This is a genomic window from Natrononativus amylolyticus (assembly GCF_024362525.1).
GTDB classification, from domain to species: domain Archaea; phylum Halobacteriota; class Halobacteria; order Halobacteriales; family Natrialbaceae; genus Natrononativus; species Natrononativus amylolyticus.
The window spans coordinates 241,282-261,494 of record NZ_CP101458.1 but is presented as its reverse complement, the minus strand read 5'-3'; the positions used below and the strand labels follow the sequence as shown (position 1 = coordinate 261,494).

The window sequence follows — 20,213 nt, the reverse complement described above, 5'->3', positions numbered from 1 at the left end:
GGTCCAGTGGACGCCTGGACTACACGTACACACGGTCTCATCTGCACGCCGGTAGACGGCCGGCCTGCATTGACCCTTCCCAGTCACACTTGCGCGGACTGGTGCATCGGTTAGTCGGATTTGATCTGAATCGCGCCACCCGTATAAGGGGAGCGATTCCGATCGCCTCCAAGACATGGACCCACAGGGATTCGAACCCTGGGCATCCTCCTTGCAAAGGAGGCACTCTACCACTGAGCTATGGGCCCACCCCGCCTCTCGCGGGGTGTCAAGAGCCATGATAGTTCTGAGGTGCTCGCTCGGCCGACGCGGCGTCGGTGTCGAACGGACCGAATAGGTTTCGATGGGCCACTCCGTCGGAGTGGTCCCGGTCTGTGGAGGTGATCCAGCCGCAGATTCCCCTACGGCTACCTTGTTACGACTTAAGCCCCCTTGCGAAGCCCAGATTCGACCGGCGTTGCGCCGGCCTCATCCGGACCTCACTCGGGTGCTTTGACGGGCGGTGTGTGCAAGGAGCAGGGACGTATTCACCGCGCCCTTCTGAGGCGCGATTACTACCGAATCCAGCTTCATGTGGGTGAGTTTCAACCCACAATCCGAACTACGATCGAGTTTCGGAGATTAGCGCCTCCTCTCGGAGTGGCATCCCACTGTCTCGACCATTGTAGCCCGCGTGTAGCCCAGCACATTCGGGGCATACTGACCTACCGTTGCCCGTTCCTTCCTCCAGTTTGGCACTGGCAGTCCGCCTAATGTACCCAACCACCACAAGGGTGTTGCTGGCAATTAGGCGCGCGGGTCTCGCTCGTTGCCTGACTTAACAGGACGCCTCACGGTACGAGCTGACGGCGGCCATGCACCTCCTCTCAATGGCTCCACTAAGCTCATCACACTGAGCTTCACTGCACATTGTCGGTGCTGGTGAGATGTCCGGCGTTGAGTCCAATTAAACCGCAGGCTCCTCCGGTTGTAGTGCTCCCCCGCCAATTCCTTTAAGTTTCATCCTTGCGGACGTACTTCCCAGGCGGTCTGCTTCACGGCTTCCCTACGGCACACCACAGGCTCGTAGCCTGTGGCACACCTAGCAGACATCGTTTACGGCTAGGACTACCCGGGTATCTAATCCGGTTCGTGACCCTAGCTTTCGTCCCTCACCGTCGGATCCGTCCTCCAGAGGCGCTTTCGCCACCGGCGGTCCGTCCAGGATTACGGGATTTCACTCCTACCCCAGACGTACCCCTCTGGTCTTCCGGTCCCAAGCCAGGCAGTTTCCACCGGACGCCTCCCCGTTAAGCGGGGAGATTTCCCGATAGACTTACCTGGCCGGCTACGGACGCTTTAGGCCCAATAATAGCGGTCATCACTCGAGCTGCCGGTATTACCGCGGCGGCTGGCACCGGTCTTGCCCAGCTCTTATTCCACCACCACCTTACGGTGGTGAAAAGCGAGGACGATATGCCCTCGCACTTGGAGTCCCCTTATCGCACTGTCGTGCAGTGTAAAGGTTTCGCGCCTGCTGCGCCCCGTAGGGCCCGGAATCTTGTCTCAGATTCCGTCTCCGGGCTCTCACTCTCATGACCCGTACCGATTATCGGCACGGTGGGCCGTTACCCCACCGTCTACCTAATCGGCCGCAGCCACATCCTCTGGCGCCGGAGCATTTCGAGCTCGCGCCAGTTCCAGGCAGCGAGCCGTATGCGCCATTAGCCTCAGTTTCCCGAGGGTATTGCGCTCCAGAGGGTAGTTTGACCACGTGTTACTGAGCTATTCGCCACGAGTCTGAACTCGTACGACTAGCATGGCTAAATCGGACTCCAATAGCAATGACCTCCGGCAGGATCAACCGGAATGCTATTCCCCCGTGAAGGGGAAGGTTGGCGGAGAATCTCGCTTGATTCTCACACGTAACTTGGTCCGTTCGATGACGACGATCGTGTCGACCGATCGAGCGTCACCGAACTATCATGGCTCACATCAGATCCCATCTTGACGGCGGACCGCAGGGGTGGAATCCTCATCTCCTTCGGACTACTTTATAGGCCATCTGGGGTACTTAACCCCTTCGAACCGTTCGTCCGAGACGACCGAGCGGATCCAACGCCCGGTCAATCACGCGTTCTTTGCGTTTACATCCGAGTTCCCTCGTACACTTAAGGGCATCGGATCGGTACTCGCCGGATGCGACTTCCGGCGAGTCAGTTGCGTTCCAATCCAAATCGAGCCGAGTATATAAGGCCGTTGGATCGGACCGACGCCCTGTGTCGAGGGGGATGCAGTGCCTACCTCCGTGCCGGAAACCGGCCAGAGGGGACGTGGCGGCGTGCGCCACGTCGTTCGCAGTAGTTACGAGGAGTGGGTGTGTATATAAGGCCGTCGAACGACTCTCCCTCCGAAAGTCGCTACCATGGCACGATTTTTCACCTGACGATCACTCGAGTGACACTAATAAAGTGCCGCCGCTCGCGGTCGTGGTGTCGCGCGGGCGGAGGACGATCGGTCATCCCGTCCGTCGTAGACCCGGTCTGATCGAATGATACCCGCGCACCTCCGACTCGAGCGTGCACGCGTAAGAAGCTACGTTTTCGTCGGCCAGCAGTGGCCGGGGAAACGCCTGTGGCAGTCACCGTGGTAGCCCTGCCCGCTATGGTCACCGATCCAGTGTGCGGAACCGACGTCAATCCCCAGGACACCGAGATACAGTCGGAACAGGACGGAGAGATGTACTACTTCTGTTCGATCGACTGCCGGGAAGAGTTCGTCGAGAACACCGGCGAGTACGCGTAGTGTCACGACAGAGTCGGCCTCTCGGCCGCGGCGGGGAGTCGACGAGTCCCTCGGGGGCGACGCTCGTCCATCGACGTTGATAAATCCACGGCGGGAGAACGACCAGGTGAATGGTTCGGGACCGCCGTGAATCTGCGAACGAGCCGTCCGCCGCAGAGATCTGCGCCGCTCTCGACGACCCCGACTGTCGAGAGATCATCCGCCAGCTAGCGGAGCCGATGACGGTCGCCGAACTCACCGACCGCTGTGAGATCCCCCAGTCGACGCTCTACCGAAAGCTCGAGGTGCTCACCGAGGCGACGCTGCTCGAGGAGTCGACCGATATTCGGCGTGACGGCCACCACGCGACCAGATACGCGATCGACTTCACGAATATCGGGCTCGAACTCGAGGACGACCGGTCGCTGTCGGTGACGATCGACCGGCCGAGCCGGACGGCCGACGAACGGCTGGCGGAGCTGTGGTCGGAGGTGCGAAAAGAGACATGATCCTACAAGCTACCGCGGAAACCGAGGTTACGGTCGCACTCGCTGTTGTAAAGACGCTCGTCCTGCTCGTGGGAAGCGTGATCACCTACTTCGCGTTCAAGGCCTATCGCCGGACGCAACAGCGGGCGCTCGGGCTGCTGGCGCTCGGGTTCGGGATCGTCACGCTCGGGTTCGTCCTCGCGGGAGTGTTACACCAGCTCCTCCAGGTCGACCTGGCGACGGGGATCTTACTCGAGAGTCTGCTCGTGCTCATCGGATTCGCGATCATCGCGTACTCGCTGTACGCCCAGTGATCTCGCGAGGTCGAAGCGACCGCCCTCGAGGGCGTTATCCGTCGTATCCGGCGTCAGCCATCGTGTGGCCGAACTCCTCGGAGTCCATCACCGACTCGTAGACGATGGCGGTGGCCATCCCGCCTGGGTAGCTCCCCTCGTTCGTAACGTGGTGAACCTTGTGACAGTGTGCCGGGTAGAGACCCGGGTCGGCGGTGGCCTCGAACTCGAGGGTATAGCGCTCGGCCGGGGCGATGCTGATGACGTCTTCCTCGTACTGGGCGGCCTCCGGAATCCGCCCGCCGTCCTTCTCGACCACCCGGAAGCGGTGGCCGTGGGTGTGGAACGGGTGTGACTCGTAGCCTGCGTTGACGATGTGCAGGCGAACGGTGTCGCCCTCGCTCACGATCAGCGGCGTGCCGAGCTCCGGGTGGAACGTCGAGGGCGCGCCGCGACCGTTGAGCGTGTAGATGTTCGGCGACCGGTCCGCGGGGTCGTAGTCGACGTCGCCGCCCGCGTTCTGCTCGTGCAGGCGCGTGTCCCAGTCCCGAATGGTGAAGAAGTACTCGCGGTCCGGCGGCTGGTAGTCCTCGGGGTCGACCCGGAGGATACCGTACATCCCCATGTCGAGGTGGTTGTGCGTCTGGAAGTGGCAGTGATAGAAGTGCGTTCCAGGGACGTCACCCTCGAGGGTGTAGGTGTGGCTCTCGTCGGGGTCGACCTGATCGTGAGTCGTGACGGGCGCGCCGTCGTCGTGCCAGGCCTTGCTGACGGCGTGGACGTGGACCGTGTGTGGGCGGTTGTGACCCGTGTTCTCGTAGGTGAGTTCGAACGTTTCGCCCTCGTCCATCCGGTAGATCGGGCCGGGAACGCTCGGCTCGAGGTCGTCGGCCTCCCAGGCCCACACCTCGGGTAGCTCGAGGGGGCCGCCCGACGCTTCACTGGTGACGACCTCGTGGCGGGCGGGAACGGTTCGGAGCGTGGACTCGTGGTTCTGGTCGGCGAGATCCACCAGCTGCGGCGGCGCCGTGTACGGGTAATCCGTCAGCGGCTCGTCCGAACCGCTCTCGTCGTCGCTGCCGTCATCGCTGTCGTTTTCGTCAGCCGCGGCCGCCTCGTCGGCGCTCGGAGCGACACAGCCTGCGAGGACGCCGAGGGTGCCCGCCCCGGCGGTCGTGAGAAACGCCCTGCGTCGCAAGCCGGATCCAGTCGATGGGTGCGTCGTCATGTACAGCCGGATCTACGGACAGGAACCATAAGACCCGGTACGCCAGTTCCCGGCCAGTGGGAACGAAACAGGGAGGCATAAATTCGAACGGAACGGACGAACGGGTGAATGGACGCGAACACGCAGCCGAGGCGAGCCGTCCTCGTCGGCGTCGCAGCGGGCGCCCTCGGGACGCTCGCGGGCTGTCTCGGCGACGACGACGAAGACAGCTACTACGAGGGCGAGGAGTTCGTCGACGACGAACCCGAGTACGACGGCACACTCGAGAGCGTCGACCATCCGGGAACCGTCGACTGGACGGGCGAGGACGAGGTCACCGTCGCCGTCGGCACCGGCCGAGAGGGGATGGGGTTCGCGCCGCGTGCGATCCGGATCGACGCGGGGACGACCGTCGTCTGGGAGTGGACCGGCGACGGCGGCCGCCACGACGTCGTCGACACCGACGGCGCCTTCGACAGCGGCCAGAGCGCGGCCGAAGGTCACACCTTCGAGTACGCGTTCGACGAGCCCGGCACGTACACCTACGTCTGCGTTCCCCACGAACACCGCGGGATGGTAGGCGGCGTCGACGTCCGGTGACCGGCAGCGTCCGATCGCAGCCCGTTCGAACCAGCGAGCCGTCGATCGAGCCGGTTCCCAGAAAGTGAGAACCGGGGTTGTCCATATACGGCCCAGATTCCAACCACCGACTACAGATGACACCGAACGACGGCGTCTCGAGGCGAACGGCACTGAGGCTGGCGGGCATCGCGGCCCTCCCGGTCGCCGTCGCCGGCTGTACGAGTGACGACGACAACGGCGACGGCAGCGACGACGCCGAGTACGTCGACGACGAGGCGGAGTACGACGGCTGGCTCGAGGACACGCCGAACTACGAGGGAACCCTCGATTACACCGGCGAAGACGAGGTGACGGTCGACGTCGGCGCCGGCGACGGCTTCCAGTTCGATCCCGCCGCGATCCGGGTCGACGAGGGGACGACCGTCGTCTGGGAGTGGACCGGCGACGGCGGCGGTCACGACGTCGTCGACACCGACGGTGCCTTCGAAAGCGAGATGAAGACCGCCGCCGGCGAGACGTTCGAACACACGTTCGACGAAACCGGCGTCTACACGTACGTCTGCGTTCCCCACGAGAACATGGACATGAAGGGCGCAGTCGACGTCGTCTGAGACCGACGACGTCTCGAGGGCGGCGGCGAAAAACGAGTTTTTGCGAGGGTTATCGGTTCAACGTGTGGATCGCGTGGCCGAGCGCGTTCTCTGCTGCTTCCATCACCGACTCGGCGAGCGTCGGGTGGGCGTGGATCGTCGCGGCGACGTCCTCGAGGGTCGCCCCCAGCTCGATCGCCAACCCGAGTTCGGCGATCAGCTCCGACGCTTCGGGGCCGACGATCTGTGCGCCGAGGATGAACCCGGCGTCGGCGTCCGCGACGATTTTCACGAAACCGTCGGAGTGTCCCGTCGTCAGCGCGCGTCCGCTCGCCTGGAACGGGAACTTGCCGACTGCGGTCTCGAATCCCATCTCCTCGGCTTCCGACTGCGTCAGTCCGACGGTTCCGATCTCGGGTTCGGTGAAGACGGCGGCGGGCATCGCCTGGTAGTCGATCGCCGACGGCTCGCCGGCGATCACCTCCGCGGCGACCTGACCCTCCATCGAGCCCTTGTGGGCGAGCATCGGTTCGCCGGCGACGTCGCCGATCGCGAAGATGTGCTCGACGTTCGTGCGCGCGCGATCGTCGGTCGGGATGAACCCGCGCTCGTCGGTCTCGACGCCCGCCGACTCGAGGTCGAGCGTGTCCGACACCGGTGCGCGACCGACGGCGACGAGCACCTTCTCGGCGTCGAGTTCGAGCGGTTCCTCCGCGAGTTCGGCCTCGGTGCTCGCGGCGTCGCCGCTCGCCTCGCTCCCACCGTCGGCCGCGGCCGCGGGCTCGGCGACGACGCGAATGCCGTCGTCCTCCTCGTGCCACTCCGAAGCGCTGTAGCCGAAGTGGAACTCGATACCGAGTTCCTTCGCGTGCTTCTTTACGGGACGGGCGAGGTCGGCCTCGTATCCGGGGAGGACGTCCTCGAGCATCTCGATCACCGTCACGTCGGTTCCCAGCTTGGCGAAGACGCCGGCCAGTTCCATCCCGATGTAGCCCGCGCCGACGACGACGAGGGAATCGGGGACCGAATCGAGAGCGAGCGCCTGTCGGGAGTTGAGCACCGGCTCGTCCTCGTAGGCGAAGTTCGGGATCTCGATGGGGCTCGAGCCGGTCGCCACGATGGCGTGTTCGAACTCGACGGATTCGGAACCTTGCCCCTCGCCGCCGTGGGAGATCCGGGCGGTGTTCTCGTCGGCGAAGCGGGCGGTTCCCTCGAGGAGGTTGACGCCGTTCGCCTTACAGAGCTTCTCGACGCCGCTCGTGAGCTGGTCGACGACGCCGTCCTTCCAGTTGACCATCTGGGAGAGGTCGACGGCGGGGTCGGCGTGGATCCCCATCTCCTCTGCGTTGCCGGCTTCGTGGGCGAGCCCGCTCGCCGTGATCAGCGCCTTCGATGGGATGCAGCCGTGGTTCAGACAGGTGCCTCCGTAGGCTTCCTTTTCGACGAGCGTTACGTCCAGATCGAGCTGTCCGGCGCGGATCGCGGCCACGTAGCCTGCGGGTCCGGCACCGATGACGAGCACGTCCGTTCCGGTTGCGATGTCTCCGACGACCATTTATTCGAGTAGTAGCAGTTCGGGGTTTTCGAGGTACTCCATCACCTTGTTCGTAAACGCTGCGCCTTCTGCCCCGTCGATCAACCGGTGGTCGAACGACAGCGAGAGGGTCATGACCGAGCGCGGTTCGATCGACTCGTTGCCATCGGCGTCGGTGACGACGCGGGGCTTGCGCTTGATCTCGCCCACCGCGAGAATGCCGGCCTCGGGGTAGTTGAGGATGGGGGTGGCGTACTCGCCGCCGATGCCGCCGATGTTCGTGATCGTGAACGTCGAACCGCGGAGTTCGTCCGGCGAGATCGTGCGTTCGCGGGCCTTCTGGACCAGCTCGTTCATCTCCGAGGAGAGCTGGAGCATGCCCTTGTGGTCGGCGTCGTCGACGACCGGCACCATCAGCCCGGCGTCGGTCGCCGCCGCGACACCGATGTTGTAGTAGTTGCGATGGACGATCTCCTCGTTCTCGTCGTCGATCATCGCGTTCATCTCGGGGTACTCCTTCAGCGCCGCGATGACCGCCTTCATGATGAACGGCATGTAGGTGAGGCGGATCCCCTGCTCCTCGGCGACGGGTTTCAGATCCTCGCGAGTCTCGACGAGCTTCGTCACGTCGACCTCGTCGTGGTGGGTGACGTGGGGAGCGGTGTACTTCGAGCGCTGCATCGCGTCGGCGATGGTCTTGCGCACTCCCTTGAACGGCTCACGGGTCTCCCGCGGGCCGGTCTCGCCGGTCGCCGCCGCGGCAACGTCGGCCTCCTGGGCGCGCTGCTGGGCCTCGGCGTACTCCGTCACCGCCTCGGGCGTGACGAACGCCTCGCCGTCGCGCTCCTCGGTCGTCGGCACCGCGTCGATGTCGATTCCCTGTTCCTTCGCGAGCTGGCGCGTCGCGGGAGCCGCGAGGGTCTTCTCGCGGTCTGCGGACTCGACCGACGACGGGGCGGCCGTACCGGCAGCCCCGCCAGCGGTTCCCGCGGCGGCGTCCGCCCCACCCGTGTCTTCGGTCGGCTCCGCGGGGGCCGCTTCGGCGGTCTCGGCGTCGGCGGGTTCGCTCGAGTCGCCTTCGGCTGCGGCCTGAACGTCCCCTTCGGTGATCCGACCGCCGGGGCCGCTACCCTGGACGCTCGAGAGGTCGACGCCCTCTTCCCGAGCGAGTTTCCGTACGCGCGGGGGTGCGAAGACGCGACCCTCGGACGTCGAGACCTCCTCGGTTTCGTCGACGCCGCCCTCGGCCTCGTCGGGTTCGTCGACGCCCTCGGGTTCGCTGGCCTGTTCCGCCTGCGACTCGGTCTCCTCCGCCTCCTCGCCCTCGACGTTAAACGTGATGATCACGTTCCCGACGGGCACCATCTCGCCTTCCTCCGCGAGGATCTCGCGGACAGTGCCGTTGACCGGCGAGGGGACCTCAACGAGCGCCTTGTCCGTCTCGACCTCGGCGACCGGCTGGTCCTCGCTGACCTCCTCGCCCTCCTCGACGAGCCAGGAGACCAGTTCGCCCTCGGCGACTCCCTCGCCGACGTCGGGGAGTTTGAACTCGCGGACCATGTTAGAAATCCATCGCCTCCCGGATTCCCGTCTCGATGCGAGCCGGCTCGGGCAGGTAGTAGTCCTCGAGCGCGTACAGCGGGAACGGCGTGTCGAAGCCGCTGATGCGCTTGATCGGCGCCTCCTGGTACATGAGCGCCTCCTCCTGGATCGTCGCGGTGATCTCGGCGCCCATCCCGCCCGTCTTCGGGGCCTCGTGGACGACCGCGCCGCGGCCGGTCTTCTTGAAGGACTCGACGATGGTGTCGACGTCCAGCGGCGACACCGTCCGGAGGTCGACGACCTCGACGTCGATCTCTCCCTCGAGGTTCTCGGCGGCCTCGATCGTCGGTCGAGTCATCGCGCCGTAGGTGAACACCGAGATGTCAGAGCCCTCGCGGCGGACGGCCGCCTCGCCGAGTGGAACCTCGTAGGAGTCGTTCGGCACTTCCTCACGGAACGCCCGGTAGATGAGCTTCGGCTCTAAGAAGATTACCGGATCGGGCGAGCGGATCGCGCTCGCGAGCATCCCCTTCGCGTCGTAGGGGGTCGAGGGGATCGCGACCGTGAGACCGGGCTGGTGGACGAACATCGCCTCCGTCGACTCGGAGTGGTGTTCGGGCGCGCGGATGCCGCCGCCGTAAGGGGCGCGGACGACGAGCGGGCACGTGAAGCGTCCGCGCGAGCGCGTTCGGAGTCGCGCCGCGTGCGAGACGATCTGGTCGAACGCGGGGTAGATGAAGCCCATGAACTGCATCTCGGCGACCGGGCGCAGGCCGTAGGCGGCCATGCCGATTGCGGTGCCGGCGATCCCGGATTCGGCGAGCGGCGTGTCGATGACGCGGTCCTCGCCGAACTCGTCGTAGAGCCCCTCGGTCGCGCGGAACACGCCGCCGTTCTTGCCGACGTCCTCGCCCATCACGAGCACGTCCTCGTCCCGTTCCATCTCTCCGTGCAGTCCGTCACGGACCGCCTGTACCAGCGTCAGGTTTTCAGATTCTGCAGCCATTGTCTAGTCCTCCAGAAGCGCTTCGTCGCCGTACTGTTCGCGAATCGATTCGAACCACTCGAGCTGTTCTTGCAGCCGTCGTGGCATTCCCTCGTACACGTGTGCGAAGATTTCCTGCGGGTCGGGTCGCTCGACCTGCTCTGCGGCGTCGATCGCGTCCGCGACCTCGCCTTCGATTCGGCTCTCGATGACCTCGACGCGCTCGTCGTCGAGGATTCCCTGCTCGCGCAGGAACGTCTCCATGCGCGGGATGGGGTCCTTCTGCTTCCAGCGTTCGACCTCCTCGTCGTCCCGGTAGACCGAGGGATCGTCGGCGGTGGTGTGAGCGCCGAAGCGGTACTGGACCGCCTCGATCAGCGTCGGACGGAGTTCGTCCTCGTCGGGGTTTTTCGCCTTCTCGATGGCGTCCCGCGTAACTTTATAGACTGCGAGCGGGTCCATCCCGTCGACCTGCACGCCTTCGAAGCCGTAGGCTTCGGCCTTCTGGGCGATCGTTTCGCTCGCGGTCTGGCGCTCGCGTGGAACCGAGATCGCCCACTGGTTGTTGTTACAGAAGAACACCGACGGCGTGTCGAAAACGCCCGCGAAGTTGAGCCCCTCGTGGAAGTCGCCCTCGCTCGTCGCGCCGTCACCGAAGTAACACAAGAACGCGTTCTCCTCGCCTTTCAACCGCGACGCCCACGCCGCGCCGGTCGCGTGCGGGATCTGGGTCGCGATCGGCACCGCGACGGTGAAGATGTTCACGTCCTCGGGGATGGCGTTGCCCTGTTCGTGACCCATCCAGTACAGCAGCGTGCGCTTGAGCGTCAGGCCGCGAACCAGACCGGCGCCGTGTTCCCGGTAGCTGGGGAACAGCCAGTCGTCGTCGTCGAGCGCGTGGGCGCTCGCAATCTGGGCGCCCTCCTGTCCCGATAGCGGCGGGTACGTCCCCATCCGACCCTGGCGCTGGAGACTCACCGCGCGCTGGTCGAAGTGGCGGGCCAGGCGCATCTGCTCGTACATCTCGACGAGTTCGTCCTCGGAGAGATCCGGTACCTCCACGCCCTCGAGGACGTGACCGGCGTCGTCGAGAACCTGTACGCGGTCCCGGGGGTCGTGCTGAAGCGTGCTCACGTGTATACCCACCTTCGCATACCCTAACGGTCTATCGCTCGCGTTAAAGGATTTTCGTAAAAGGTTTACTATCGTCGGGATTCTTGCCACCCGTTCACAGGGTTTTGCGGTAAGACGGCTGGTAATCGAACAATCGTTCGTCTAAACGCGGGAAAATCCGCTATGAGTTTGAATCATCACGAATTATGGCCCAATACTGGACGGACGGTCGCAGTGATACTGAACGTCATACGCAGGCGGGTCACGGCACCGCATCGCACACCGCCGCGCCGACGGCTACGCCGCGCTTCGCGCGCGCTCTCTGGCCTCCTCGAGGCTCCGCCCCTCGCGAAGAACGGCGTCGACGAACAGCTCGCCCGCCTTGTACGACGAGCGGACCATCGGCCCGCTGGCACAGTACAGGAACTCGAGGTCGTCCTCGGCGACCCGCCGCCAGGTCTCGTACTTGTCCGGGTGGTCGTAGCGCCTGACCTCGAGGTGACTGCGCGAGGGCTGGAGGTACTGGCCGAGTGTGACGATGTCGACGCCGTGTTCGCGCAGATCCGCGAGCGTCTGGTACACCTCGTGGTCGTACTCGCCGTGGCCGAGCATGATCGAGGATTTCGTGTACGTCTCTGACTCCCGGTCGACCTGTGCGAGCACTCCCAGACTCTGTTCGTAGCCGGCACGGCGATCGCGGACGGGAAACTGCAGTCGCTCGACGGTTTCGATGTTGTGTGCGATGACGTCCGGGTCGGCCTCGATGATCTTGCGCACCAGGCGTCGTTCACCCTGGAAGTCTGGGATCAACACCTCGACGAGCGTATCGGGGTGGCGGCGTTTGATCTCCCGGATCGTCTCGGCGAAGTGGCCGGCGCCCTGATCCGGAAGGTCGTCCCGGTCGACGCTCGTGAGCACGACGTAGTCGAGTCCGATCTCGGCGACCGCGCTCGCGACGTTTGCGGGCTCGTCGGGATCGAGCGGCTCCATCCCGCCCGTTTCGACGTCGCAGAAGTTGCAGCCTCGAGAGCAGCGGTGTCCCATTAGCATGAACGTCGCGGTGCCGCCGCCGTCGCCGCCGCGCCCGCTCCAGCACTCCCCCAGGTTCGGACAGTTCGCCTCCTCGCAGACGGTGTTGAGGTCGTGCTCGCGCAGTGTTTCCCGTATTCCGGTGAACTCCCGACCCGACGGCGGTCGCATCTTCAGCCAGTTGGGTTTTCGCGAGCGACTCATACCGTCACTCTGGCGGTCGCCGGTGAAAAATCGTGGTGGTCCGGGGACGGGAAGCCCCCTGATGGCCATCGCGCTGTCGTAAAAGAGATAGATATATATAACAGATAGCCATTGTCGTAGGCAATATATCGTATGGTAGACGTATCGCGCGACGAAATCACTACCGGGTCGATTCCGAAGGCGTTGCTCGTCCTCGCGGCGCCGCTGTTGCTCCAGAATCTCGTTCAGGTGCTCCAGCAGCTCGTCGACATCTTCTGGCTGGGTCGACACAGCGCCGACGCGGTCGCCGCCGTCGGCCTCAACTTCCCGCTGACGGGGCTGCTCGTCTCCGTCGCGATCGGGACCGCGGTCGGGACGCAGGTGCTGGTCTCACAGCGCGTCGGCGCTGACGACGCCGACGCGGGGCGGCGGGCGGCGGTCAACGGCACCGTCCTCGGCTTCGTCGTCGGGGGCGTCGTCGGCGTCGCGACGTTCCTGCTCGCTCGGGACATCATCGGACTGTTCGGCACCGACGCCCACGTCGCGGAGATGGCCGCCAGCTATCTCGCCGTCTACGCGCTCGCACTCCCGATCCTCACCGCGAGCGACACCCTCGAGTCCGGGTTCATCGGCTGGGGTGACTCGCGGGCGGCGCTGTACATCAACCTCCTCGCGGTGGGACTCAACATCGTCCTCGATCCGTTCCTCATCTTTGGCTGGGGGCCGTTCCCCGAGATGGGGGTCGCAGGTGCCGCGCTCGCGACCGGGCTGGGCTACACCGGCGGCCTCCTGCTCGCGATCGGGATGGCCGTCCACGGCCGCGACGGGTTCGTCATCGACCGGGAGGTGGTCGTCTTCGACGCCGGGGACGTGCGACAGGTCGTCGACATCGGCTGGCCGAACGCGGGCCAGTACCTCGCCAGCCAGTCCGTCCGCGTCGTGATCATCGCGATCGTCGCCGCCGTCGGCGGGGCGCCGGCCGTCGCGGCGTACGCGATCGGCGCTCGCGTCGCCAGCGTCGCGTTCATCCCGGCGATCGGCCTCCAGCAGGCCGCCCAGAGCGTCGTCGGCCAGAACCTCGGTGCCGACGCCCCCGAGCGGGCCCGGCGAGCGACCTGGGTCGGCGTCGGCATCGCCGCCGGCGCGCTGTCGATCGTCGGCGCGATCCAGTGGCTCGTTCCGGAGACGCTGACGTTCGTGTTCGTCCCCGACGCGACCGGCCAGGAACTCGAGTACACCGTTCTCTACCTCGAGATCCTCGCCTACGGCTACTGGGCGATCGGCGCGAGCTACCTCTTCCAGGCGGGGTTCAACGGGGCGCGGCGAACGCGGACGAGCCTCGTCGCCTCCCTCCTGCAGTACTGGGGGGTCCGGCTCCCGATCGCCGCCGGCGGCGTCTACCTGCTGGGGATGGACGTCTCGGCCGTGTTCTGGGCGGTCACGCTCTCGAACGTCGCCGTCGCGGTCGGACTCGGCTGGTACTACTGGTACGAGACGACCAACGGCATGAACGTTCGCGCGGCCGGCGAGGCGACCGCCGCCAGCGACTGAGTTCTCGTGGCGTTCTCCCCCGCGAGAACGTCCGGTGCGCGACAGCTTTACGGGGGCGTACGGTATACTCGAGAGCGATGACTCCCGAATCGGCGCCCGGCTGGCTCCACCTGGGCGAAGACGAGACGGTCGTCTGGCACAGCCGACCGCATCCGATCACGATGGGGGCGGGGCTTCCGGCAGGGGTCGCACTCGCGCTCGTGGGGTTCCTGCTGGCCGGGTGGGGGTCGACCGGCGACGGCAGTACCCTCCTGGTCGCCCTCGGCGTGCTCTGCGTGCTCGCCGGGGCGGCGTTGGCGCTCGCCCAGTACGTCGTCTGGACGAACACGCGATACGTGCTCACCTCGGCGGAACTGTACAAGAAACACGGCGTCGTCTCGCGGGACGTCACCCAGTTTCGTCTCGACCGCATCCAGAACACGAGCCTGCGACAGAGCCCGATCGGCCGCCTGCTGGGGTACGGCGAGCTGACCGTCTACACCGCCGGCTCGGGCGAGCCCGAGCTGACCTTCGAGCGCGTTCCCCGCCCCGAACGCGCCAACAACGCGCTCAGCATGCAACTCGAGGCCGCGGTGAACAGACAGTCCGCGAACCGTCGGTGAGCGGCCCTCGGGTCCGTCGAACGACGGCGCCCCGACACCGCAGCTTTTGGTCCTGCGCTGCCAACCCGCAGCCATGTCAGACCGGACCGCATCGGTTCTCGAGGGGCTCCGCCAGCCGGAGTACACCGGCGAGAACCGGTGTACGCCGTGTACGGTTCTCAACGTGGCGATCGCCGTCCTCGTCGGCGGCGCACTCGCGCTGGTCGTTCCCGCCGCGGGGGTCGTCGCGCTCGCGTGCTCGCTGCTGATCATCTACCTGCGAGGGTATCTCGTCCCCGGGACGCCCGAACTCACCGAGCGGTTCCTTCCCGACAGCGTCCTCGCGCGGTTCGACCACCACGAGACGCGGTCGGAGCCCCCGACGTTCGAGACGCTCGAGAAACTCGAGTACGAGCGCGCACACTCGGTCGACCCCGAGGAGTACCTCCTCGAGGCCGGCGCCCTCGAGCTTCGCGCCGACGGCGAGGCGTACCGTCTCACCGGGGAGTTCGCCGACCGCGTCGACGGGGAGATGGCCGACTACCGCGATGGGGTCGGCCGCGAGACCGTCGCCGACCTGTTCGGCGTCGAGCCCGAGGCGGTGACCGTCGAGGACCGGGACTACCCCGCGTTTACCGTCGAACGCCGCGTCCGCAAGTGGCCCGCACGGGGTGCGCTGATCGCAGACGCCGCGACCCACGACGCCCTCGCCGAGCGCACCGACGACTGGGGCGACGTCCCGGTCGGACAGCGCGTCGAGATCCTCGAGCTGTTGCGGTCGTTCCACGAGAGCTGTCCGCTCTGTGGCGGCCCCGTCGCGATGGACGAGACGATCGTCGACTCCTGCTGTCGGTCCTACGAGGTCGTCACGCTCGGCTGTCTCGACTGCGGCGAGCGCCTGCTCGAGTTCGACCCGGAGGCCGTCGACGCGAGCGAGACCGACAAGGGAATCGTCCCGTAAGCGAGGTCAGCGCGTCCCGGTGTCGACGCGCGGGTCGAGGACGGTGTAGGAGAGGTCCTGGAGGATGTTGCCGACGACGCCGACGCCGATGATGACGATCGTGCTGCCGAGGATCACCGGCAGGTCGCGCTGGTGGACCGCCTCGAGGAGCAACAGGCCGAACCCCTCGATTCCGAACAGCGTCTCGATGACGAACACCGCGAGCACCAGCAGCGCGAGCGCCTCGGTGAACAGCATCGAGAACAGCGGAATCGCGGCGTTGCGAACGACGTGCGTCGCCACTCGGAGGCGGCCCGCCCCCTTCGCCTTCACCAGGGTGACGAACTCCGCACTGGCGTACTCGAGGGAGTGAGCCCGGGAGTAGCTCACGTAACCGCCCAGGAGCGTCGTCGTCGTGAGGAGGATCGGCAGCGCGTGCTCGAAGACGAGCGGGGAGTAGCTGGCGGCCGGCTCCTCGCCCCAGGTGAGCGAGAACAGCAGGCCGCCGACCCAGAAGTTCGGCAGCGCGAACAGGAGGTACGCGCTGGCGAGCCCGCCGCCCGCGAGCCTGCTGTCGGGGTTGAGCGCCACGTAGAGTCCGCCGAGAGTTCCCAGCGCGATGCCGAGCGCCAGCGCGGGGAGGACGTACAGCGCCGTTCGCGAGGCGGCGCCGACGACCAGCGGGAACACGGCTTCGCCCGTAGCTAGCGAGTCCCCCCAGTCGAGGAGGACCATGTCACCCATCCAGTCGACGTACTGCTCCCGGAGTGGGCGGTCGAACCCCCGCGCGGCGAGGTACTCCTCTCGAGCCGCCTCGAGTTCCGCTTCGTCCGCCCCGGCGAATCTGAGCAGCCCTTCCTGGCCGGCGAGCACCCAGTCGTCGGTGAGCGTGAACATCGCGAACACCGACGTCAGAACCGCCCAGGCGGCGACGAGCCCGAGTGCGATCCGCTTTGCGAACAGGCGAAGGAGCGTCACGGTGCCCTCACGCTCGCGAAGCGCCGTGTACTCGGCAGTAGCCCTCGACGATCGCACCCCCGCCGTCGGTCGGGATCGTCGAACCGGAACGGACGTCGCCGCTCGAGAACGCGGAGCGCGCCTCGTCGCTCGGTCCTGCGGACGGGGAACATATCGCGCACTATCCTATCGGTAGACAAAAAGTATAACGGTTCGAACACGACGGATAAATAGTTAGGTTTATGATATTGTGGTGGACGAATGCACGTAGCACTTCATGGGCACCGCTGACGAGCCACACCGTTTCGAGCGGGTGGACTGGGACGACGTCGACCGACGGCGGCGGCTCGTCTCCGCCGAACGGGTGACGCTCGTCGTCGGCGGTCTCCTCCTGGTTGCACTGTACCTGTACGACGCGTACGTCGCACACGTCTACACCGTCGGCGACTGGCGCGCCAGACCCGTCGACTGGGTGTTCCTGGCGGCGGTCGTACTCCTGTTCGCCTACGGCGTCGTCCCGGCGATCAGACACCGAGAGAAAGTCGGACGGGTCGGAAAACGAGTCGTCTCCAGGCCGGTTACGCTGCTCGCGGGCGTCTACCTGGCGGTGTTCGCCGTCGTCGGCTTTCTCGGCCCCGTCGTCTTCTCGAACCCCGGGCTCCAGTTTCAGCACGCGTTTCACCCGCCGGTCGGCTTCTCGAGTCAGATCGCACCGGTGGAGTGTCTCGGCGAGACGACCGAGGCGGCGACGCTCGACCGTCGGTGTCACGGCTCGCTGTCGTACCCGCTCGGCACCAACGAGCGGGGCCACCCGATGGGGTTCCTGCTCGCCGCCGGGGCGCGAGTCGCGCTGTACGTCGTGGTGTTCACGGCCGTCTTCGTCGTCCCGCTGGCCGCGACCGTCGGCGTCGTCGCCGGGGTTCGCGGCGGGCTCGTCGACGACCTGTTGATGGGATACGTCGACATCCAGCTCTCGATTCCCGCGATTATCCTCTACTTCATCGGCTACGCCTACTGGAACCCGTCGCTGCTGTTGTTGCTGGTCACGTTCGGCCTGCTGAGCTGGGGCGGAATTGCCCGTCTGGTTCGCAGCGAGGTGCTCCAGCGCAGGGAGGACGGCTACGTCCTCGTCGCCCGGAGTCTGGGGGCCTCGGAGCCGTACATCGCCAAACGACACATCCTCCCGAACGTCACCAACACGCTCGTCCCCGCGGTGTTTCACCTGTTCGCCATGCTGGTGCTCATCGAAGCCGGCATCGCTTTCCTGGGCTTTCACGAACTCGAGGTCTACTCCTGGGGGTCGACGATCAGCGAGTCGGTAAACGCCGCCGTTCCGGGCCACGTCCAGAGCCGGGCGGACTACCCCGCCTACCAGATCTGGTGGGTGTCGACGCTCCCGGCACTCGCGCTCACGCTGACGATGCTCTCGTTCAAACTCGTCGGCGACGGCGTCAGAGACGCACTCGACCCCCGACGGAGGCACTAACGACGATGACACGCGACACCGAGACGACGAGATCACCACGCGAACGCGACGACGACCCGCTACTCGCCGTCGACGAACTGCGAACGCACATCCACACCGAGCAGGGGACGATCCGCGCGGTCGACGGCGTGAGCTTCAGCGTCGGTCGCGGCGAGACCGTCTGTATCGTCGGCGAGTCCGGCAGCGGCAAGAGCGTCACCTGCGAGTCGGTGACCAGCATCCTCCCGCAGCCGCCGGCGGAGATCGTCGGCGGTACGATCGAGTTCGACGGGAGCTCGATTCTCGAGGCGGACGACGCGTTCCTGCGGCGGCTTCGCGGGGACCGGATCGCCCACGTCTTCCAGAACCCCCAGCAGGCGCTCGATCCGGTGTACGCCGTCGGCGAGCAGGTCGTCGAGGCGATCGCGATCCACCGGGAGATCGACGACGACGAGGCCCGCGAACGGGGGATCGAACTCCTCCGGCGGGTCGGTATTCCACAGGCCGGGGCGCGGTTCGACGACTACCCCCACGAGTTCTCCGGCGGCCAGCGCCAGCGGATCGCGATCGCGATCGCCCTGGCGGCCGACCCCGATCTCCTGATCGCGGACGAGCCGACGACGGCGGTCGACGTGACCGTCCAGGCGCGGCTGATCGAGCTCCTGGGCGAACTCACCGACGGCGGGATGTCGATGCTGCTGGTCACCCACAACCTGCGCGTCGTCGCCGCCCTCGCCGACCGGGTGGTCGTCATGTTCGGCGGGACCGTCGTCGAGTCCGGGTCCGTCGAAGCGGTGTTCGGCCGGCCGGCCCACCCGTACACGCAGGCGCTGTTCGACAGCTACCGGGGTCGGCCGACCGACGCCGACCGCGCCGCCCGCCGCGAGGTCCCGACCGACGGCTGTCGGTTCCGCGACCAGTGTCCGCACGCGGTCGAGGCCTGCGCGAGCGACGACCAGCCGCCGTTCCGGTCGGTCGCCGGCCACCCCGCGCACACGGCCTCCTGTGTCTACTACGGGCCCGACCACGAACCGGACGCCGTCCTCGGCGCGTCGGGCGAACGAAATCCGATCGCAAACGAGAACACCGATGACTGAACCGACAACCGGCTCCGACGCCGAACAGCGGACCGAATCGAACGCGGGAGACGAGCCCCTCCTCGCCGTCGACGACCTCGAGACGCACTTTCCGATCACGAGGGGGTTCCTCAGACGAGAGGTCGGCCGGATTCGCGCGGTCGACGGCGTGAGTTTCGCGGTCGAGCGCGGCGAGGCGCTCGGCCTCGTCGGCGAGTCCGGCAGCGGCAAGACGACCACGGCGCTTTCGGTACTCAGACTCGAGGAGCCGACCGGCGGCGAGATCAGGTTCGACGGCGAGCGCGTGACCGAACTGACCGGCGAGGATCTCCGGGCGTTCCGGCGCCGGGCGCAACTCATCGTACAGGACCCCAACGAGGCGTTCAACCCGCGGCTGACCGTCGGCGAGGCGGTCGCCGAACCCCTCGCCCTCCACGGGATGCGCGACGCGGAGCGTCGACGGGCGATCGTCGGGGACCTCCTCGAGCGCGTCGGGCTCTCGTCTGTGGACGCCGATCGGTACCCCCACGAGTTCTCCGGCGGCGAGAAACAGCGCATCGCCATCGCTCGCGCGCTCGTGCTCAACCCGGACCTGATCATCGCGGACGAGCCGACGAGCGCGCTCGACGGCCGCGTCCAGGCGGACATCCTCGCCCTGCTCGACGAGATCCGCCGCGAGTTCGGGATCTCGGTGCTGTTCATCAGCCACGACCTCGACGTCGTCAGGCGGTTCTGTGATCGAATCGCGGTCATGTACCTCGGGGAAATCGTCGAACGGGGAGCGATCGACGAGGTGCTCGAGTCGCCCGCCCACCCCTACACGCGGGTGTTGCTCGGCTCCGTCCCGAGTCTCGACCCGACGGATCGGACGCTGGCACAGCCGCTGACCGAAACCGTCCCGGATCCGGCTGAGCCACCGTCCGGCTGTCGGTTCCACACCCGGTGTCCCGAGATCATCCCACCCGAGGGGACGGGGCTCCCGGACGACCACTGGCAGGCGGTCGCCGCGTTCAGGTTTACCCTCGAGGCCGGCGAGCTGGCCGAGTCGCTCGAGACGGACGCCGGGACGCTGCGGGACCGGTTCGACCTCCCGCCGGAGATCGCAGACGAGGACGTCGATCGCGCCGTCGACGCTGCCCTCGAATCGCTGGCCCGCGGCGACCGCCGGGACGCACTCGACCGGCTCGAGGCGGCGACGCCCACCGTCTGTGAACGGGCGGTTCCGGACGACGCACTCGAGGACGGGCGATTGATCCGCTGTCACCGGTACGACCCGGAACGGGCCGCCGAGCCGCGTTCCTGGGCGCGGGTGGCGAACCGCTGATCGGCGACGG

General features: G+C 66.4%; 18 protein-coding genes, 1 tRNA gene and 1 rRNA gene. 11 read left to right on the top strand and 9 right to left on the bottom strand.

Going from position 1 to position 20,213, the window contains the following annotated elements; translation table 11 throughout:
- Positions 1-176: 176 nt before the first annotated feature.
- Together NMQ11_RS01270 and NMQ11_RS01265 are read right to left on the bottom strand one after the other, a co-directional pair.
- Positions 177-248 (bottom strand) — tRNA-Ala (locus NMQ11_RS01270).
- A gap of 127 nt (positions 249-375) precedes the next feature.
- Positions 376-1,850: ribosomal RNA gene (locus tag NMQ11_RS01265) — 16S ribosomal RNA — on the bottom strand.
- Positions 1,851-2,643: 793 nt separating this feature from the next.
- Between NMQ11_RS01265 and NMQ11_RS01260 the strand changes: the two genes are divergently transcribed.
- From NMQ11_RS01260 to NMQ11_RS01250, 3 genes are all read left to right on the top strand, one after another.
- Entirely contained in the window at positions 2,644-2,784 is a 141-nt protein-coding gene (locus NMQ11_RS01260) for a YHS domain-containing protein (protein ID WP_255169578.1), read from the top strand.
- A gap of 110 nt (positions 2,785-2,894) precedes the next feature.
- Entirely contained in the window at positions 2,895-3,272 is a 378-nt protein-coding gene (locus NMQ11_RS01255; protein ID WP_255169577.1) for a winged helix-turn-helix domain-containing protein, read from the top strand.
- Positions 3,269-3,565 carry a DUF7521 family protein gene (locus NMQ11_RS01250; protein WP_255169576.1) on the top strand — a complete coding sequence of 99 codons (297 nt, stop codon included), beginning with the start codon at positions 3,269-3,271 and terminating at the stop codon, positions 3,563-3,565. The genes NMQ11_RS01255 and NMQ11_RS01250 overlap by 4 nt, the downstream gene beginning before the upstream one ends.
- A 34-nt stretch (positions 3,566-3,599) precedes the next feature.
- On the opposite strand, the gene NMQ11_RS01245 is transcribed toward NMQ11_RS01250, so the two are convergent.
- Complete coding sequence (locus tag NMQ11_RS01245; protein WP_255169575.1) at positions 3,600-4,772, bottom strand: multicopper oxidase domain-containing protein; 1,173 nt, start codon at positions 4,770-4,772, stop codon at positions 3,600-3,602.
- Between the two features lie 108 nt (positions 4,773-4,880).
- Between NMQ11_RS01245 and NMQ11_RS01240 the strand changes: the two genes are divergently transcribed.
- Together NMQ11_RS01240 and NMQ11_RS01235 are read left to right on the top strand one after the other, a co-directional pair.
- Positions 4,881-5,351, top strand: a complete 471-nt coding sequence (locus tag NMQ11_RS01240) for a halocyanin domain-containing protein (RefSeq protein WP_255169574.1) — start codon at positions 4,881-4,883, stop codon at positions 5,349-5,351.
- Positions 5,352-5,467: 116 nt separating this feature from the next.
- Positions 5,468-5,944, top strand: a complete 477-nt coding sequence (locus NMQ11_RS01235) for a halocyanin domain-containing protein (protein ID WP_255169573.1) — start codon at positions 5,468-5,470, stop codon at positions 5,942-5,944.
- A gap of 49 nt (positions 5,945-5,993) precedes the next feature.
- On the opposite strand, the gene lpdA is transcribed toward NMQ11_RS01235, so the two are convergent.
- The 5 genes from lpdA to lipA form a co-directional block, all read right to left on the bottom strand.
- Positions 5,994-7,478: a dihydrolipoyl dehydrogenase gene (lpdA, locus tag NMQ11_RS01230; RefSeq protein ID WP_255169572.1), complete on the bottom strand. Its 1,485-nt coding sequence runs from the start codon at positions 7,476-7,478 to the stop codon at positions 5,994-5,996.
- On the bottom strand, positions 7,479-9,017 hold the full coding sequence (locus NMQ11_RS01225; protein WP_255169571.1) for a dihydrolipoamide acetyltransferase family protein: 1,539 nt from the start codon (positions 9,015-9,017) through the stop codon (positions 7,479-7,481).
- Between the two features lies 1 nt (position 9,018).
- Positions 9,019-10,005 carry an alpha-ketoacid dehydrogenase subunit beta gene (locus tag NMQ11_RS01220; protein WP_255169570.1) on the bottom strand — a complete coding sequence of 329 codons (987 nt, stop codon included), beginning with the start codon at positions 10,003-10,005 and terminating at the stop codon, positions 9,019-9,021.
- A 3-nt stretch (positions 10,006-10,008) separates the two neighbouring features.
- Positions 10,009-11,118: a pyruvate dehydrogenase (acetyl-transferring) E1 component subunit alpha gene (pdhA, locus tag NMQ11_RS01215; RefSeq protein WP_255169569.1), complete on the bottom strand. Its 1,110-nt coding sequence runs from the start codon at positions 11,116-11,118 to the stop codon at positions 10,009-10,011.
- 276 nt (positions 11,119-11,394) lie between these two features.
- On the bottom strand, positions 11,395-12,330 hold the full coding sequence (lipA, locus tag NMQ11_RS01210; RefSeq protein ID WP_255169568.1) for a lipoyl synthase: 936 nt from the start codon (positions 12,328-12,330) through the stop codon (positions 11,395-11,397).
- 132 nt (positions 12,331-12,462) lie between these two features.
- Between lipA and NMQ11_RS01205 the strand changes: the two genes are divergently transcribed.
- The 3 genes from NMQ11_RS01205 to NMQ11_RS01195 all read left to right on the top strand — a co-directional run bounded on the left by NMQ11_RS01205 (position 12,463) and on the right by NMQ11_RS01195 (position 15,402).
- Complete coding sequence (locus tag NMQ11_RS01205; protein ID WP_255169567.1) at positions 12,463-13,860, top strand: MATE family efflux transporter; 1,398 nt, start codon at positions 12,463-12,465, stop codon at positions 13,858-13,860.
- A 77-nt stretch (positions 13,861-13,937) separates the two neighbouring features.
- Positions 13,938-14,462, top strand: a complete 525-nt coding sequence (locus tag NMQ11_RS01200; protein WP_255169566.1) for a PH domain-containing protein — start codon at positions 13,938-13,940, stop codon at positions 14,460-14,462.
- Between the two features lie 73 nt (positions 14,463-14,535).
- Positions 14,536-15,402 (top strand): DUF8054 domain-containing protein, encoded by an 867-nt coding sequence (locus tag NMQ11_RS01195; protein WP_255169565.1) that lies wholly within the window; start codon positions 14,536-14,538, stop codon positions 15,400-15,402.
- A 6-nt stretch (positions 15,403-15,408) separates the two neighbouring features.
- On the opposite strand, the gene NMQ11_RS01190 is transcribed toward NMQ11_RS01195, so the two are convergent.
- Positions 15,409-16,359, bottom strand: a complete 951-nt coding sequence (locus NMQ11_RS01190; RefSeq protein WP_255169564.1) for an ABC transporter permease — start codon at positions 16,357-16,359, stop codon at positions 15,409-15,411.
- Positions 16,360-16,615: 256 nt separating this feature from the next.
- On the opposite strand from NMQ11_RS01190, the gene NMQ11_RS01185 reads away from it, so the two are divergent.
- From NMQ11_RS01185 to NMQ11_RS01175, 3 genes are read left to right on the top strand one after another with little or no spacing between them, the layout of a single operon-like run.
- A complete protein-coding gene (locus NMQ11_RS01185; protein WP_255169562.1) occupies positions 16,616-17,824 on the top strand; it encodes an ABC transporter permease in 1,209 nt (402 codons plus the stop codon).
- A 5-nt stretch (positions 17,825-17,829) separates the two neighbouring features.
- Complete coding sequence (locus NMQ11_RS01180; protein WP_255169561.1) at positions 17,830-18,900, top strand: ABC transporter ATP-binding protein; 1,071 nt, start codon at positions 17,830-17,832, stop codon at positions 18,898-18,900.
- Positions 18,893-20,203, top strand: a complete 1,311-nt coding sequence (locus NMQ11_RS01175) for an ABC transporter ATP-binding protein (RefSeq protein ID WP_255169560.1) — start codon at positions 18,893-18,895, stop codon at positions 20,201-20,203. The genes NMQ11_RS01180 and NMQ11_RS01175 overlap by 8 nt, the downstream gene beginning before the upstream one ends.
- The last annotated feature ends 10 nt before the right edge of the window (positions 20,204-20,213 follow it).